General features: G+C 38.8%; 12 protein-coding genes. 7 read left to right on the forward strand and 5 right to left on the reverse strand.

The features are described 5' to 3' along the window. Positions 1–7 precede the first annotated feature (7 nt). Together G504_RS0100875 and G504_RS0100880 are read right to left on the reverse strand one after the other, a co-directional pair. Positions 8–1432 (reverse strand): SDR family oxidoreductase, encoded by a 1425-nt coding sequence (locus tag G504_RS0100875; protein WP_019668236.1) that lies wholly within the window; start codon positions 1430–1432, stop codon positions 8–10. Between the two features lie 3 nt (positions 1433–1435). Next, the gene (locus tag G504_RS0100880; protein WP_019668237.1) at positions 1436–1861 is read right to left on the reverse strand and encodes a hypothetical protein; all 426 of its coding nucleotides are present in this window, start codon (positions 1859–1861) and stop codon (positions 1436–1438) included. A 163-nt stretch (positions 1862–2024) separates the two neighbouring features. Here G504_RS0100880 and argS point away from each other — a divergent pair, with 163 nt between their 5' ends. After that, on the forward strand, positions 2025–3812 hold the full coding sequence (gene argS, locus G504_RS0100885; RefSeq protein ID WP_019668238.1) for an arginine--tRNA ligase: 1788 nt from the start codon (positions 2025–2027) through the stop codon (positions 3810–3812). Between the two features lie 79 nt (positions 3813–3891). Here the strand turns inward: argS and G504_RS0100890 are convergent, their stop codons facing one another. The 3 genes from G504_RS0100890 to G504_RS0100900 all read right to left on the reverse strand — a co-directional run bounded on the left by G504_RS0100890 (position 3892) and on the right by G504_RS0100900 (position 7973). Beyond that, positions 3892–6480 (reverse strand): TonB-dependent receptor, encoded by a 2589-nt coding sequence (locus G504_RS0100890; RefSeq protein ID WP_019668239.1) that lies wholly within the window; start codon positions 6478–6480, stop codon positions 3892–3894. Further along, complete coding sequence (locus tag G504_RS0100895) at positions 6458–7372, reverse strand: FecR family protein (protein ID WP_019668240.1); 915 nt, start codon at positions 7370–7372, stop codon at positions 6458–6460. The genes G504_RS0100890 and G504_RS0100895 overlap by 23 nt, the downstream gene beginning before the upstream one ends. 103 nt (positions 7373–7475) lie before the next feature. Continuing rightward, positions 7476–7973 (reverse strand): RNA polymerase sigma factor, encoded by a 498-nt coding sequence (locus tag G504_RS0100900; protein WP_019668241.1) that lies wholly within the window; start codon positions 7971–7973, stop codon positions 7476–7478. Positions 7974–8098: 125 nt separating this feature from the next. Here G504_RS0100900 and G504_RS0100905 point away from each other — a divergent pair, with 125 nt between their 5' ends. The 6 genes from G504_RS0100905 to G504_RS0100930 all read left to right on the forward strand — a co-directional run bounded on the left by G504_RS0100905 (position 8099) and on the right by G504_RS0100930 (position 16898). Further along, positions 8099–9883, forward strand: coding sequence for a hypothetical protein (locus G504_RS0100905; RefSeq protein WP_019668242.1), 1785 nt, complete (start codon positions 8099–8101; stop codon positions 9881–9883). Between the two features lie 159 nt (positions 9884–10042). Further along, the gene (gene ffh, locus G504_RS0100910; RefSeq protein ID WP_019668243.1) at positions 10043–11371 is read left to right on the forward strand and encodes a signal recognition particle protein; all 1329 of its coding nucleotides are present in this window, start codon (positions 10043–10045) and stop codon (positions 11369–11371) included. Between the two features lie 28 nt (positions 11372–11399). Then, positions 11400–12287: a bifunctional methylenetetrahydrofolate dehydrogenase/methenyltetrahydrofolate cyclohydrolase FolD gene (gene folD / locus G504_RS0100915; protein WP_019668244.1), complete on the forward strand. Its 888-nt coding sequence runs from the start codon at positions 11400–11402 to the stop codon at positions 12285–12287. A gap of 89 nt (positions 12288–12376) precedes the next feature. After that, positions 12377–14113, forward strand: coding sequence for an alpha/beta hydrolase-fold protein (locus G504_RS0100920; RefSeq protein ID WP_019668245.1), 1737 nt, complete (start codon positions 12377–12379; stop codon positions 14111–14113). A gap of 49 nt (positions 14114–14162) precedes the next feature. After that, positions 14163–15713, forward strand: coding sequence for a glycosyltransferase family 39 protein (locus G504_RS0100925; protein ID WP_019668246.1), 1551 nt, complete (start codon positions 14163–14165; stop codon positions 15711–15713). Positions 15714–15926: 213 nt separating this feature from the next. Then, on the forward strand, positions 15927–16898 hold the full coding sequence (locus tag G504_RS0100930) for an aldo/keto reductase (protein WP_019668247.1): 972 nt from the start codon (positions 15927–15929) through the stop codon (positions 16896–16898). The last annotated feature ends 6 nt before the right edge of the window (positions 16899–16904 follow it).

A 16904-nucleotide genomic window follows, 5' to 3' on the forward strand; every position in this document is an offset into this window, starting at 1 on the left:
TAAAAAATCATGCCTTTGCTATATTCCTAATCATACCACTAAAAATGAAATAATGAAAAGGCAGTACGCAATACCAATATAACCTGCCCTTTAAGCCTCGTGGCCTGAAAGTAGCTGTCTGATGTAATATATTGTCCTCATCAATTCTAAACTCCAACCATGCCTCACCCGGCAAGCGCATTTCTGCAAATAGCAGAAGACGGCTGTTTTCCTTGTCCGCTAATAATACACGCCAAAAATCTAAAGAATCGCCCGGAAAGATTTTATCGGGATGTGTACGTCCCCGTCTTAGTCCGACACCACCACTAAGTTTATCAATAAACCCTCTTAACTTCCATAGCCAATTACCGTAGTACCAACCATTATCTCCACCAATTTTCCATATATTATTTAAAACAGCTTCTTTATCCTCTATTTTAAGATTTTTCTCGTCTTTGAGTACACCATATTTAGGTACCTGAATAAACTTTCCCAAATTTTTATTCAGTCTTCCGCTAATCATGCTGTCCTTCCAGCTACTTACAACCAGGTTTTGTTCTATTTTTTTGAAAGCCATATCTATGGCCTCCTCATACGTATGCGTTTTCATTCCCAGTAATTGCTCTAATTCATTGTCCTTTGCCACCACTTCAATTTTCATACTGTCTACAAGGTTTAGCGCCAACTTATAAGAAGTAGAAGTCACAAAATAGAGCCAGTAAGAAGATAGCTTTGGAGTCATAACAGGAACCGTAATAATCCAGTTTTTAAAGCCTCTTATCTGCGCGTATCGCTGCAACATTTCTTTATAAGTAAGGACATCCGGACCGGCAATATCAAAAGATTTATTATATGTTTTTCTGTTGCCCAGCACCCCGGTCAGAAAATGCATGACATCCCTGATCGCAATGGGCTGGGTTTTAGTAAGGACCCACTTGGGTGTAATCATAACCGGTAGTTTTTCGCAGAGGTCGCGAATTATTTCAAAAGACGAGCTTCCCGATCCCACAATAATTCCTGCTCTTAGTACTGTAAGATTAAATTCTCCCTGAGATAAGATCTCTTCAACGTTTTTCCTCGACCATAGGTGTTTGGAAAGGGTTTCATCATTTACGATACCACTCAAATATATGACCTGTTCTACCCTTGTCTTATTGATAGAATTATTGAAGTTATGAGCGGTCCTGGCTTCCATTTCATCAAAATCGCTTGTAGATGCGCTCATGGAGTGAATAAGGAAATAAGCGGCTTCAATGTCCAGAGGTATTTTTCCTTCTGCAACAGGTTCCAAAAAATCAATCTCAACAATGGATATCTTTGATCGGGTATCAGGATCTATGGAAAGACGTTCTTTGTTTCGAACCGCACATATTATTTCATGCCCCTCTTTTAGCAAGAGCGGCAGTAAGCGCATTCCAATATATCCGTTAGCTCCGGTTAATAGTATTTTCATCCTTTATAAATCTTCAATAGAGGTAGGTAAATTGTCAGCTTTAAAATCAAGTATTTTCCTAAAGAATTTCTGAATTGCTTTTGTGTCCGATTTGACTTTTATAAAATAATGATCACGAAAGATGGAATAAACGGCAAAATCACCTTTATAAATTGTGAGTTTATAATAGGGGATTACCAGGGCATAGGTCTCTAAAAGTGAACGGAATCGTACAATTATTCCTTTTGGACGCATTTCCACATTACAAGTGTTCAGATTATTGTCTAAAAGCAGAAGATTCCTAATTTCTGTACTGGTTTCCGTTATTAAAAGTTTGGGGGAGCCAATTCCTTTTAGGACCCAACGCTCTCTTAAGGTAAAAGGTTTGCCCACTTCACCATCAATTTTCCTTGTAATATCACTATTGTTATAAGAGACGTTTACCAGCATGGTTTTTATTTTATTCTATATTTTTTCGAAAGGGGCAATTTTCCGGAACTACGCAATTCTGAAAAAAGTTGCCTAAAACTGCAAATTTTTGTAATCACTTAAAGCTTCGAACTATAAAAGTCTAAAAATTCATTAGTTTTGCAGCCTTAATTGGGTAAATTTTATGAATATTCAGGAGGTTATTCAGACAAAGGTTATTGAAGCTGTGGCTTCGATCTATGGTACTTCATTACCCACGGTGGAATTTCAACCTACCAGAAAGGATTTTGAAGGAGATATTACCCTGGTTGTTTTTCCCATGCTTCGCTATATAAAAGGAAATCCCGAACAAATTGGAATTCAAATAGGCTCCTACCTGGAGCGCGAACTAAATGAAGTTCAGGGATTCAATGTGATAAAGGGTTTTTTGAATTTGGTAATTTCCGATTCGTATTACACAAATTTCTTTAATTCCATCAGAGAGGATGAAATTTATGGTCGCAAACCGGTGCAGGAGAACAATGCAGTATTAGTAGAATACTCTTCCCCAAACACCAATAAACCATTGCACCTTGGTCATATCCGAAATAATTTACTTGGCTATTCCGTTGCAGAAATTCTAAAGGCTAACGGAAATAAGGTATATAAAACACAGATCATTAATGACCGGGGCATACATATCTGCAAAAGCATGCTTGCCTGGCAAATGTTTGGGAACGGGGAAACTCCGCAAAGTACCGGGTTAAAAGGTGATAAACTGGCAGGTTTGTACTATGTTAAATTTGATCAGGTATATAAAGAAGAGGTACAGGATCTTATTGATGCTGGTATGGATAAAAATCAGGCCGAGCGGGAAGCTCCCATACTTTTAAAAGCTCAGGAAATGCTTCGCAAGTGGGAAGCGGGGAATTCTGAAGTAGTTGAGCTTTGGAAGAAAATGAATGCTTGGGTATATGCCGGTTTTGATGAGACTTACGCAAATTTGGGCGTAGACTTTGACAAGCTCTATTACGAGAGTGATACTTATTTGCTTGGTAAAGACGTGATCGCGCAAGGGTTAGAAAACGGAATATTTTATAAAAAGGAAGATGGTAGTGTATGGATAGACCTTACTGATGAGGGACTTGATGAGAAAATAGTTCTAAGGGCAGACGGTACTTCTGTGTATATGACCCAGGACATTGGCACCGCGATTCAGCGCGTAAAGGATTTTCCGGACATAGGGGGGATGGTCTATACAGTAGGAAACGAACAGGATTATCACTTTAAGGTATTATTTCTGATACTAAAGAAACTGGGTTATTCCTGGGCGGAACATTTATACCACCTGAGTTATGGGATGGTAGATTTGCCGGAGGGGAAGATGAAAAGCAGGGAAGGAACCGTGGTGGATGCAGACGACCTGATTGATGAGATGACGAACACCGCTGCAAAAATCTCTCAGGAATTGGGAAAACTCGAGGATTACTCTGAAGAAGAAAAACAAAAATTATATCGCATTATTGGTCTGGGAGCTTTAAAGTATTACATATTAAAAGTTGATCCTAAAAAACGAATATTATTCAACCCGGAAGAATCAGTGGATTTTCAGGGAAACACAGGCCCTTTCATACAATATACCTATGCCAGGATTCAATCTATTCTAAGGAAGGCTGATTTAAGTCCTAAGGAGCTATTGAATGCACCCCGGCAGGATATCAAACTGCATCCTAAAGAAAAGGAATTAATAAAACAGCTGGAAGTCTACCCTGAAACTATACAATTGGCAGCTGAAAATTACAGCCCGGCATTGATTGCCAATTATACCTATGATTTAGTCAAGGAATTCAATTCATTTTACCAGCAGGTATCCATTTTAGGAGAATCAGAAGAAGCGATAAGGACTTTCAGGATACAGCTGGCGAAGAAGGTAGGTGAGGTAATTAAATCTGCTTTTCAACTCCTGGGTATAGAGGTGCCTGTTAGAATGTAAAAATAATTTCTCTGCCTTAGCTTCTTCACTTATAACAAACTATTCTTAATTGTCGATTTCTTTTGGAGGGATTCTGGTTCTAAAATGAAACGCGAAAACTCAAATTGGGAGTGAACCCCAAAGAAACATTTTCAATAGTCACTATTTCATCCCGATCGTTTAACTTATAGTAGGTATTCAATATGTTTTCTTTATTGAATATATTTAAAATGGAAACACCGGCAGTAGCCTTTACACCATTGGAAATATTAAAGTTATAAATTGCCGAGGCATCAGCCCTGACGTAATCTGGCAGACGACTGCTATTGGGTTCTTTGTAAATTATCGAAACAGGAAAAGTTGTGAAATCTACCGAATCGAGCCCGTCAATTGGTTCGGTAAAGGGTTTCCCGGTCCTGTAATTGATGCCAACACCAAGCTTTAGATTTTTATAAGTGTATGTTCCGGCAAAGGTTATGGTATGGCGAATATCCAGATTGTTGGGAAATACATTCGGAACTATATCTTCGAAAGTGTAATTATTCAGATTATAAGCATAGCTAAACCAGGTACTGAAATAGGAATTTTTATAATTTATTAAAAACTCCAGTCCTTTTACATCATATTTACCAATTTCACCATTAAACTGATTTTGATTCTGAAAGCCTTGCGTTACTGTGCTGATACCATCTACTTCTTTATAATACCCTTCAAGACCAACAAACCACCTTCCCTTATCATAATTGAGTCCCAGAGAGCCCTGTTTGCTTTTTACAACGGGTAAATTTGGATTACCGGGAATAGTATCGTTTTTATTGTTAGATAACATCCATCGTCTTTTTTCAATCCCCAGAAAATTTTGTTCCAAATCAATTATTTGATTTGTAGTCTGGTTTTTAAACTCCCCCTTCACTTCTAATTGCAGATTTGGATAGAGCGAATAACTGAGGTTTAAACGCGGCTCAACAATAAATTCATCGAAATATTGCACATTCACGATATAATTTAATCGACCCCCGCCCCTTGCCACTAATTTCTTGTTGGGGGAGGCATAGGAAATTTCACTATAGATGGAATTTGTTCGTATGACCCCCTTAATATTGCTCTCAAATGGTGGTTGTGTTACATCTGTAAAATTGGAAATACCCACTTCGGAAAATTGATACCCGTTTAGCCAGTTTAAATTTGTATTGAGCTGGTAATTGGTATTTAATTTAACCGAAGTTTCTATTACTTCATTTCTTTGATCGAGGATTTGTTGTCCATTGTTTATTCTGTTTTCGGAATCAAGATTGTAATTGGAATAATAAGCATTAAGCTTTGTTGAGAACCTGTCCGTCCATATGCTTTCCAGAGTACCGCCAAAAGAAAGATTGGTTTGGTTTAAGTTGCTCTGATCTGTTCTGGCCAAATTTACTGCAGTTTCTGTGTAATCCAGGTTGTTGTTGATATTGATAAAACTAAATCGCGCCTTATGCTGCTCATTGATATCATATAGGACTTTAGCCGTGAAATCATAGAAATAGAATGTTTCATCCTGATTGATATTGGTATCGCTGCTTTGACCCGAAACATCTTCCACGTCTGTATCCTGAAAAGCTCTTTTAACAAACTGATTATAGGTAGGTGTGTTTACCAGGTCTGTTATGGAACGTCTGGCTGAGAATTGAAACGCTAATTTTTCTGAAATAGGGACTTGTCCATGCACATCAGCACTTATCATATTAAATCCGGCTCCTCCGAAAAAGTTACCTTCAATTTTATTTTTTGATTGCATGCTTATGATTCCGCTCACGCCATCCCCGTACTCTGCGCTGGTCCCATCTTTTATAATGGTAACATGCTCCGTTAAATAGGGGTTAAAGGCAGAAATTAACCCGAAAAAGTGACCAGATTGATACATTTTAATATCATCCCAAAGAATAAGGTTCTGATCGTTTGTGCCTCCTCTTATATTGATATCTGATACAGTCTCATCAATGCTTTTTATGCCGGGAAGGGCTTGCACAGTTTGCAGAACATCCGGTTCTAAAAGTCCGGGAAGTATTCCAAAATCTTCAGTATTAACCGTTATACTGCCATCTGTTTGTTTGGTGAGTCCGGTGGTCAGAAATTTAAATACTACAACTTCGTCCAGCTGTTGATAGTTTAAGTTGAATAATAGCTTGGAACAGGGGTTTTTACTTACCAGATCCTCTGCGGTTACATATTTTGGTTTAAAACCAAGATGCTTTATTCGTATAGAGGCTTTTCTCGGGATATTGTCGAGGGTAAACCTGCCGTTTGCATCTGTAACCGTAGAAATACTGCTGCCCAGGACTTCTACCGATGCACCCGGTGCGGAATTCTCACTATAATTATCCAGAACATAGGCGCAAATATCTACGGTTGTACTTTTGGATAGTGTATAGTAGCGATTACTAAGCTTCTTGATGATTAATTGGGTCTGATTCCGAATATTATCTAAAATAGCTTCAAGAGAACCAGCTTCGGGAGTATCTACCAGTAAAGGTTGAAGATCCTCGTCAACGTAAGAAAATTTAACGTCAAAATCTTTCTCCAATTGCCGGATATAGGAAACCAGACTAATATTTTTTGGAAATGATTTTACCTGTGCCCTTGAAGAAAAAAGGGCAAGCAAAAGTATCAGGTAAAAAAGCAGTATACTATTTCGGCGCGTTTTCGGCATAGAATAGCACGTTGTTCCCTTCTAATTCATACTTTATCTGAGAAGGAGTACTAATACTCTGTAACGCCAAATTTAAGTTTGTGTTGCTAAAAGAGCCCGTAAATAATTGCCCGAGATTAACATTTTGAGTTTTAACCTCAATATTATATTGTCTTTCAAACTCATTCAGGACATACTTCAAAGGAATACTTTTAAAAGTACTTTCATTACTCATCCATGAAGGAATACCGTTTTCAGGAGATTCTGTTTTTAAGACTTCCCCGTTAATGGCCATAAAGGAATTACCGGCAGGAAGTTTTGTTTCTTTACCCTTAAAAGTAACACTTACAAGGCCTTCATAACAGCTAACCTCAAAAAATCCTTTTCTGTTTTCAACATTAAACTGCGTACCCAATACGGTAACTAAACCGTCTTTTGTGGCGACTGTAAATTTTTGTCCTTTGGCAACCTTAAAAAAAGCTTCTCCCTGCAGAGATATGTTTCTTTCTTTATCCCAATTTTTTTCACTGTAGGTTATCCTGGAATCCGCATTTAAGATAATCTCAGAATTATCCGGGAGCCTTACTTCACTGCGCTCCGCATATTTAGTAGATACAGATTCATCTAAAGTTGATATGTAAAAGTAGGATGCAACAAAAATAACGGCTACGGCAGCCGCAATGCGCCATATCTTCCGCATTGGATTCATCTTAATTACTTTTACATCTTTTTGAAGCTGATTATTTTTGAAATCATTCAAGGCCTTATCCACATCAAAATCCGGCGCTTTTAAAGAGCCGCTGACATCGATTAACTTCTCATAAGAGGCATACTCGGCAGATTTTTTAAATGCCGCGAGTTCTTCTCCGGAGAGGTCATTATTCAGCCATTTTGCCAGGTAATTTTCTTGCATGATTTCTAGCTTTATAACATTAAAACAACTAATAATAAAAAAACCCTACCCTCACGATCAAAAATTTTTAAAAACATCCGGAACCTATCCCCGGACATGGCGGCTAGATTCCTTCTATTTGTTCCCTCAGGGCTTTTAACGCAAGATGCATGCGCTTTTCTATCGCTTTTACACTTACACCTTCCATCTCTGCAATTTCTGCATATTTCTTGCCATCAATTCTATTTAACAAAAAAGTGGTTCTTTGATTTTCAGGAAGACTATTTAAAGCCTTATCCAGTTTTTCCTTATACTCTTTTTCTTCCAACAAGAATTCTGGTGATTCGTTAGAAGTGTCATTAGACTTGTTTGCATACTTTAAGCGGACCTTTTCTGCCTTGATTACATTTAAATAAAGGTTATTTGCAACAGTATAGACATACGACTTCGCTTTTTCGGGACTGACTTTTGCGCAATTCTCCCAGAGTTTAATAAAAGCTTCCTGAACGACGTCATAGGCTTTCTCTTCGTTTCCGAATTTGTAATATATATAGTTAAAAACCGTTTTGGAATTAGTTTTGAAGAGGCTGCTGAACACTTCCTCCTCACATACATTGTCCATAATTATAGAGTTCTTGTCGTTGGTTCTGTTTCAAAGATATTTTAAAAAAAATTAAAAAAAGGGTAGGGTATTTTAAAAAGTAATTGTTTTAGAGTTATACGAACAACAAATAAATCCAAATCGTTATGAAAAAGTTTTTTAAATATTCACTGCAAACCCTGCTTCTTGTTGCAGCATTTTCTTTTAATGCCTGTCAGGAGGCCTTTGAAGAATTACCACAACCGGATGAACAGCAAACTATAAATGCAAGTTCCTCTACAGCCAAGCTTATTGAAAACACTGCTTCCAAAGATGGTTCTTTTGACAATATCGTTGATGGTGCCAGTTGCTTTGCGATAGAATTTCCATATACTGTCAAAGCAAATGGCGTTGAAATTACCATTGAATCTAAAGAAGGACTTCATTTAATTGAAGAAATTTTCGATGAATTGCAAGATGATGAGGATTTCCTTGAAATTATTTTTCCGATTGTTATTACACTTGCCGATTTTACCGTAATTGAAATTGCCGGAATTGATGACCTGCGCGAATTGGCTCAGCAATGTGTTGAGGGTGGCGAGGATGATGATATAGAATGTATAGATTTTGTATACCCTATTACGATATACACTTTCGATATCAATGAGGTTGAAACAGGTTCGGTAACGGTAGAATCTGATAAAGATCTTAGAATATTTTTTGACGGTCTGGACGATAATGACTTAATCGGAATTGACTTCCCCGTAGCAATGGAATTGTATGACGGGACAAAAATTGAAGTGAGGAACAATGCTGAATTGGCAAATGCCATTGAAATGGCTAAATATGCTTGTGACGAGGATGACGATGATGATTACAATGATGATGATTTTACCCAGGAACGTTTAGAAAGTCTGTTGGTTGAATGCCCATGGTTGATTCACGAAGTTATCAGAGATGAAATAAATCAGTCAGATCAGTACTTTGAATATGTGATGAACTTTTCGGAAGATGGAGGTGTAACCGTTAAAGATAGAATGGGTAACAACCTAATGGGTGCCTGGAGCACCAGGATTACGGATCATGGGGTACTTATTAATCTTGAATTTGATGTATTGGTTGATTTTAATCTTGAATGGTTTGTATACGAAATTGGAGAAGGCAAGATTAAACTTTATGCAGAAGGTGGAAACAGGATTATTATGCATAGCGTATGTGATCTTTTTAACACCGATCCCAATACTCTAAGAGAAATCCTGAAAGAATGCAGCTGGGTTATAAAAAAGGTTAAAAACCAGGGTGTAGAAATAGACAGACTGCTGGGTTATGAATTTAACTTTCTGCCGGAAGGAGTTATAACATTGGGTAACGGTGAAAATACTTCTGAAGGAACATGGGAAATTACCATGAACGAACAAGGCAGACTTGTAATGTCTATTACTATGGGATCTGAGCCGGGAGTTAACTTTGAATGGCCATTATCTGATCTGAGAAATGACAGATTGAAGTTTAAAGTTGAAGAGATCGGTTACGAGCTGGTACTGCAGAGAGTGTGTGATGATAATGCAAATGATGGCGATGTTGCTGAAATCAGAACCATTATGATGGAAGGTGATTGGATAGTTAGTCTTTATGAAGACGGCGTAACGAATGAAACTGAAAATTATATAGGATACAACTTCAATTTCATGGCTAACAATTTAATAAATACCACACTTTCAGAAACGGGTGTTTCTTATCCGGGTCTGTGGAGAGTGCTTAGAAATAGCGATAGTAAGCTTAAAGTATACCTGAACTTCGGAGAAGTAGATATTCTTGACGAGCTTACGGAAGACTGGGAATTGGATTCAATTACCAATGATAAAATAATACTTAAGGATATTAGTGATGACGCCGGTACTGTGGAAAAGGTGAGTACACTTATTTTTGTAAGGCCACAGACAACTCCTTAACGGAAAAAGTATTTAAAAATACCTTATTTGCCCCCTATTTTGCTGAAAAGGGTAGCTTCTTAAAGAAGTTGCCCTTTTCTCTTTTATATTTCTTTCAAGAGCCTTCCATCATCCCATTGTTATTATTAAATTTGCACTTCGTCATAATTCGGATAGAAGATGTTTGATAATTTAAGTGATAAACTGGATAAAGCATTACATGTCCTCAAAGGGCATGGCCAGATAACAGAAATTAATGTAGCTGAAACAACCAAAGAGGTCAGAAGGGCCCTTCTGGATGCGGATGTTAATTTTAAAATTGCCAAGGAATTTACAAACAGGGTAAAGGAAAAAGCCCTGGGTCAGAATGTTTTGACCACCTTACAACCGGGCCAGCTGATGGTCAAAATTGTTAAGGATGAACTTACCCAATTAATGGGTGGGGATGCAGAAGGAATTAATCTTTCAGGTAATCCATCTGTTATACTTATGTCGGGTCTGCAGGGATCTGGTAAGACTACTTTTTCTGGCAAGCTTGCAAATTATCTAAAAGAGAAAAAATCTAAAAACCCTTTATTGGTAGCTTGTGATGTCTACAGGCCGGCTGCCATTGATCAGCTGCATATTGTCGGAGACCAGATTGGGGTTGAAGTATTTTCAGATAAGGAGAATTCGGATCCGGTTGCCCTTGCAAAGGCCGGATTGGCTTATGCCAAAAGTAACGGATTCAATGTAGTGATAATTGATACCGCAGGACGCCTTGCGGTAGATGAGCAGATGATGACTGAAATTGCCAACATCCGGGATGCGGTAAATCCGCAGGAAACACTTTTTGTCGTGGATTCCATGACAGGTCAGGATGCAGTGAATACGGCTAAGGCATTTAATGATGTGCTTAATTTTGATGGTGTAATTCTGACCAAGCTTGATGGAGATACACGAGGTGGCGCAGCCATATCCATTAAGTCGGTAGTTGATAAGCCCATAAAATTTATTGGTACAGGTGAGAAAATGGATGCTATAGATGTTTTCCACCCTGCGCGAATGGCAGATCGTATTCTTGGAATGGGAGATGTTATTTCCCTTGTAGAACGTGCACAGGAACAATTTGATGAGGAAGAAGCACGTAAGATTCAGAAAAAAATTGCCAAAAATAAGTTTGGTTTTGATGATTTCCTTAATCAAATACAGCAGATTAAGAAGATGGGCAGCATGAAGGACCTCATGGGGATGATACCTGGTGCCGGAAAGGCCCTTAAGGGCATGGATATCGATGATGATGCGTTTAAACACGTTGAAGCCATTATCCACTCTATGACTCCTGATGAAAGATCTAATCCTTCAAAACTGGATGCCAACAGAAAAAAAAGAATCGCCAAAGGAAGTGGTCGCAGTATACAGGAAGTAAATCAATTGCTGAAACAATTTAATCAAATGAGTAAAATGATGAAAATGATGCAAGGTGGGGGCGGCAAAAAAATGATGCAGATGATGCAGAATATGAAATAACAGTTTTAAACCTATAATTAGCTACTAAATGACCATTCTCAACGGAAAAGAAATTGCAAATAAAATTAAAGATGAAATTGCCGCTGAGGTTGGCGAAATTAAATCACGAGGCGAAAAAGTCCCGCATTTGGCAGCAGTACTTGTGGGAAATGACGGTGCAAGTCTCACCTATGTAGGAAGCAAAGTACGCTCCTGTAATCGCATAGGTTTTGAATCTACCCTTAAACACTTACCTGAAGACACATCAGAAGAAGAACTATTAGACCTGGTTAGTGAACTTAATAACGATCCGGAAATAGATGGTTATATAGTGCAATTGCCTTTGCCTAAACATATTGATGAACAAAAAGTATTGCTGGCAGTAGATCCGGATAAGGACGTAGATGGTTTCCATCCTGCAAATTTTGGAAAAATGGCACTGGATATGGAATCTTTTATACCGGCAACTCCATTTGGCATCATGGAATTATTGCGAAGATATAATGTAGAAGTAGAAGGCAAACATGCTGTTGTTATTGGCCGCAGCCATATCGTTGGGAGGCCTATTAGTATATTGCTTAGCCAGAAAGGCAAGTTTGCCAATGCCACAGTAACCTTAACACATAGCAGGACTAAAGACATAAAAGCCTTGACCCTCCAGGCAGATATTATCGTTTCCGCCCTGGGAGTTCCCGGTTTTCTTACCGGGGATATGGTACGTGACGGGGCCGTAATTATTGATGTAGGAATTACAAGAGTACCCGATGAGAGTAAAGAGCGGGGCTATTATATAACAGGCGATGTTGATTTTGAATCTGTTAGTAAAAAAGCATCCTATATTACACCTGTCCCCGGCGGCGTAGGCCCGATGACTATTGCCATGCTTTTGCAAAATACGCTTCTTGCGCGTAAAAGGAGAACACAAAATAATCGGTAAAACGGTCTTTTAAATCTGAGCTGAATAATGTGCATAGAAATTTGATCGTATAAGGGAATTGAGTACCTTTTGTCTCAAATTTAACTTCTATGTTCAGACCTGTTTTGTTGCTTTGTATTTTACTTATTTGTTTATCCGGATGTCAGTCGGCCTCTGAAGATAAACCGAATACAACTTTTAAAGTTTCATTTTCAGATGCTATAAGTTCTCAGGCCATGGATGGTCGATTACTGCTGATGCTTTCTACAAATTATGAAAATGAACCCCGTTTTCAGATAAACAGCGGACTAAACACCCAATTAATATTTGGGATGAATGTGGATGGAATGACTCCCAATTCTGAACAGATTTTTGATGCTGCAAATTTTGGGTTTCCTTATGCCAGTTTGGCCGAAGTGCCCCCGGGAGTATATTGGGTGCAGGCCTTATTACATGTTTATGAAACCTTTAATTTGAGTACGGGTCATACGGTGAAGTTGCCCATGGATAATGGGGAAGGCCAGAAATGGAACAAGTCTCCCGGCAATTTTTACAGTAAACCTTTTAAAGTAACCATCCCGGAAAATGGAGATTTGGAAATAGCTGTTGAAATGGATCAGGTAATACCACCTATTGAAGAACCGGAAGATACAGAATGGATAAAACACATCAAGCTGCGATCTGAAAAACTTTCAGGGTTTTGGGGCAGGGACATATATTTAGGAGCGCATGTGCTTTTGCCCAAAGGGTTTCAGGATCATCCGGAAGCAAAATATCCGCTTATGATATTCCATGGGCATTTCCCTGATGATTTTGGAGGATTCAGAACCGTTCCACCAGATCCAAACCTTGAACCGGAATATGCTGAACGCTTTAAAGTTTCTGGCTATAATATCATACAGCAGCAAGAAGCCTACGATTTTTATAAAAGATGGAATGAACCTGATTTTCCCAGATTTCTGATCATAGAAATTCAGCACCCTACCCCTTACTATGATGATTCATATGCGGTTAATTCTGCCAGCCAGGGACCATATGGTGATGCCATAACGCATGAACTAATTCCACATATTGAAAAAGAGTTCAGGGGTATTGGAGAAGGATGGTCTCGATTTTTATATGGCGGATCTACCGGGGGCTGGGAAGCATTGGCGGTCCAGGTAAAGTATCCCGAAGAATATAATGGGTGTTTTGCCGCATGTCCGGATCCAATAGATTTCAGTGCTTATGTTCTTACCAATATCTATGAAGATGAAAATGCCTATTTCTACAAAAGTGAACATAAAACACTGGAGGTACCTGCTCACAGGGACTATTTAGGCCAGATTCAATCTACGGTGCGCGATGAGAATCATCTGGAATTGGTTTTGGGAGATAAATCCCGATCGGGCCAGCAGTGGGATATCTGGGAGGCTACCTATTCCCCTCAGGGAAAAGAAGGATACCCTGAGCGTATATGGGATAAAAAGACAGGAATAATAGATTCTGAGGTCGCAAATTACTGGAAAGAGAATTATGACCTGCGCCATATTCTGGAGAGGGACTGGGATAAGTTGGGAGAGAAATTAAAAGGGAAGATTAATATTTACTGTGGGGATATGGATAACTATTATTTGAACAATGCAGTTTATAAGATGGAAGAATTCCTCGAAAATACTTCGGATCCATATTATGGGGGAGAAGTTTTGTATGGCGACAGGGCAGAACACTGCTGGAATGGCGATCCGGATGAGCCCAACCATATTTCGAGACTAAGATACAACAGCATGTATGTTCCAAAGATTATGAAACGTATTGCGGTAAGTGCACCGCCGGGAGCTGATCTGAAGAGTTGGCTTTATCCCTGATAGCTAAGGCAGTATCATATTTGACATAGTCTCTTAGAATTTTTTTTTCATGACGGCAAACAAGTTCAAATTTTGGATCTCTTCTACGGGGATAATGATCCTTGTCCTGGCTATACTAAAGTTAATGGTGCATATAGCTACTTTTGACAACTACGAACTGCATAGAGATGCCTATTTGTACTACGCTTTAAGTGAGCACCTGGCTTGGGGGTATGTAGCGGTACCGCCCTCAATTGCAATTATTGGAAAGGTGGCAACTACATTATTCGGGAATACCATATTTGGCCTTCGATTCTTTCCTTTTCTATTTGGCGCAATCAATGTGATTATTATCGGGATATTCACAAGGGACTTAGGAGGAAAAAAAATTGCCATTGCCCTGGCTTGCTTTGCCTATATTTTCTCACCGGCTTATTTACATGCAAATACTCTTTTTCAACCTGTTTCCTTTAACCACTTTTATTGGTTATTATCAGGCTACCTCTTCTACAAACTGATCTCCAGTGGAGATCTGAAAATGTGGTTATGGATTGGATTCGTATTCGGTTTGGGTTTTCTCAATAAATACTCTATCGTTTTCCTTTATACCTCCTTTGGATTTGCAATGCTGTTTACGCGATATCGTAAGCTATATTCGACGAAATATTTTGTTTTGGCCATAATAATTGCATTGTTGATTATATCGCCAAATCTTTACTGGCAATTTGAAAATAATTGGCCTGTCATGCAGCATATGGAGGAGTTGCGACGAACACAACTCGTGCACGTTGAGTCTTTGGGATTTATAGCGGAGCAGTTTCTGATGAATGCCCAGGCTTTGTTGCTTTGGATGGGTGCGTTGCTCATTTTGCTTTTTAATAAAGAGGAAAGACAGTACCGCATTTTTGCTTATTCCTATATATTTCTTATTGTGCTTCTGCTGGCTGGGAGCGGAAAGGCTTATTATACTCTTGGGATATATCCTATATTGTTTGTTTTTGGAGCATATTTTGTCCAAAAGTATATCGTGCGATATCTGAATCTGACATTTGCACTATTGGTTGCTTTCATGGCAATTGGGTTATATTTTTCACTGCCGTTTGATGGTATTCCATTTAATACTTTTGAGAAATCCTTTAACAAAGGAGCTTTCAGATGGGAAGATGGAGAGCAGCACGACCTGCCTCAGGATATGGCGGACATGACCGGGTGGAAGGAAATAGGAGAGGCTGTAAGTGATATCTATTTGGACCTGGGGGAGGAAAACCGGGACAATTGCCATATATATTGCTATCATTACGGACAGGCCGGTGCTATCATGTTTTATGGCAAAAAACACAATATTACTCAACCTATATCTCCTAATGCAAGTTTCGTTTTCTGGTCGCCGGAAAGCATTAGCAAGGATTATCTGATTTATGTTCATTCTGATTTGGGTAACACTACTAATCCGGATAGCCTCTTGCCTACATATTTCGAAGAGGTAGAGCTCAAAAAAGTCATAAATGATCCTTATTTCAGAGAAAATGGGACCCGCATATACCTATGCCAATCACCCAATGAAAAAGTTAAGAAAAGGTATAAAGAAATGATGAAGGATCTAAAGGAAAGGTATCGTTAAGTCATCAGCGGATCAGAATATCGAATTCAGATTTTTAGTTCTAATGATTTGGATTTAGAGAATTGGTTGGCTGTTTGAGATAAGATTGGCACTCTTCCGACAGTTGAGTGCAAAAAAAACTTGCTAATTTTCAAAAGTGTATTGCTCGAATTTTTTTAAGTGGAGAATAGTATTCATTGAAAACATTATATTTAGGAGATAAAAATTGACTTTATGGACTACAGAATTTTTGGAAGAACAAATTGGAGCGTCAGTGAGATTGGATATGGGATGTGGGGAATGGGTGGATGGAAAGAATCTGATGATATTCATTCTGCAAAATCTTTAGATCTGGCCGTTGAGCATGGCGTTAATTTTTTTGATACCGCCTGGGGATATGGCGAGGGGCATAGCGAACGACTTTTAGGGCAACTCCTTAAAAGATACCCGAACCGTAAACTATATACAGCAAGTAAAATTCCACCTAAAAACTTTAAATGGCCTGCAAAACCTGAGTATTTATTTGAGGAGTCCTATCCAACAGAACACATATTGGACTATACGCACAGGACCTTGAAAAATTTGGATTCAGAACAGATAGACCTTATGCAATTTCACACCTGGGACGATGCCTGGACAGATAGGGAAGAGTGGAAACGGGCAGTGGAGGATTTAAAAAAGGCAGGTAAAATTGCCGCCATGGGAATTAGTGTTAACAGATGGGAACCCGAGAATGGAATAGAAGCCCTGAAAACAGGATTGTTTGATGCCGTACAGGTAATCTATAATATTTTTGACCAGGCCCCTGAGGATGTTTTATTTCCTTTATGCAAAGAGCATAATATAGCTGTAATTGCCAGAGTGCCTTTTGATGAAGGTACGCTAACAGGTAATATTACCAGGGAAACAACCTTTCCGGAAGGCGATTGGCGCGGCACCTATTTTGTGCCTGAAAATTTAAATGCAAGCGCAGATAAGGCAGATTTGCTCAGGCCACTGGTTCCTCAGGGAATGACCATGGCCGAAATGGCTTTGCGTTTTATTTTAATGAATTCTGATGTAAGTACGATTATCCCGGGTATGCGCAAACAACGGAATGTATTGTCTAACGTTGGCACCAGCGATGGAAAAGGACTGCCCGGAAAGTTATATGAAGAACTGCGAAAGCACAGGTGGGAAAGGAAACCTACCGCATGGTCACAATAATATATT

The organism is Eudoraea adriatica DSM 19308 (assembly GCF_000382125.1).
Classification (GTDB): domain Bacteria; phylum Bacteroidota; class Bacteroidia; order Flavobacteriales; family Flavobacteriaceae; genus Eudoraea; species Eudoraea adriatica.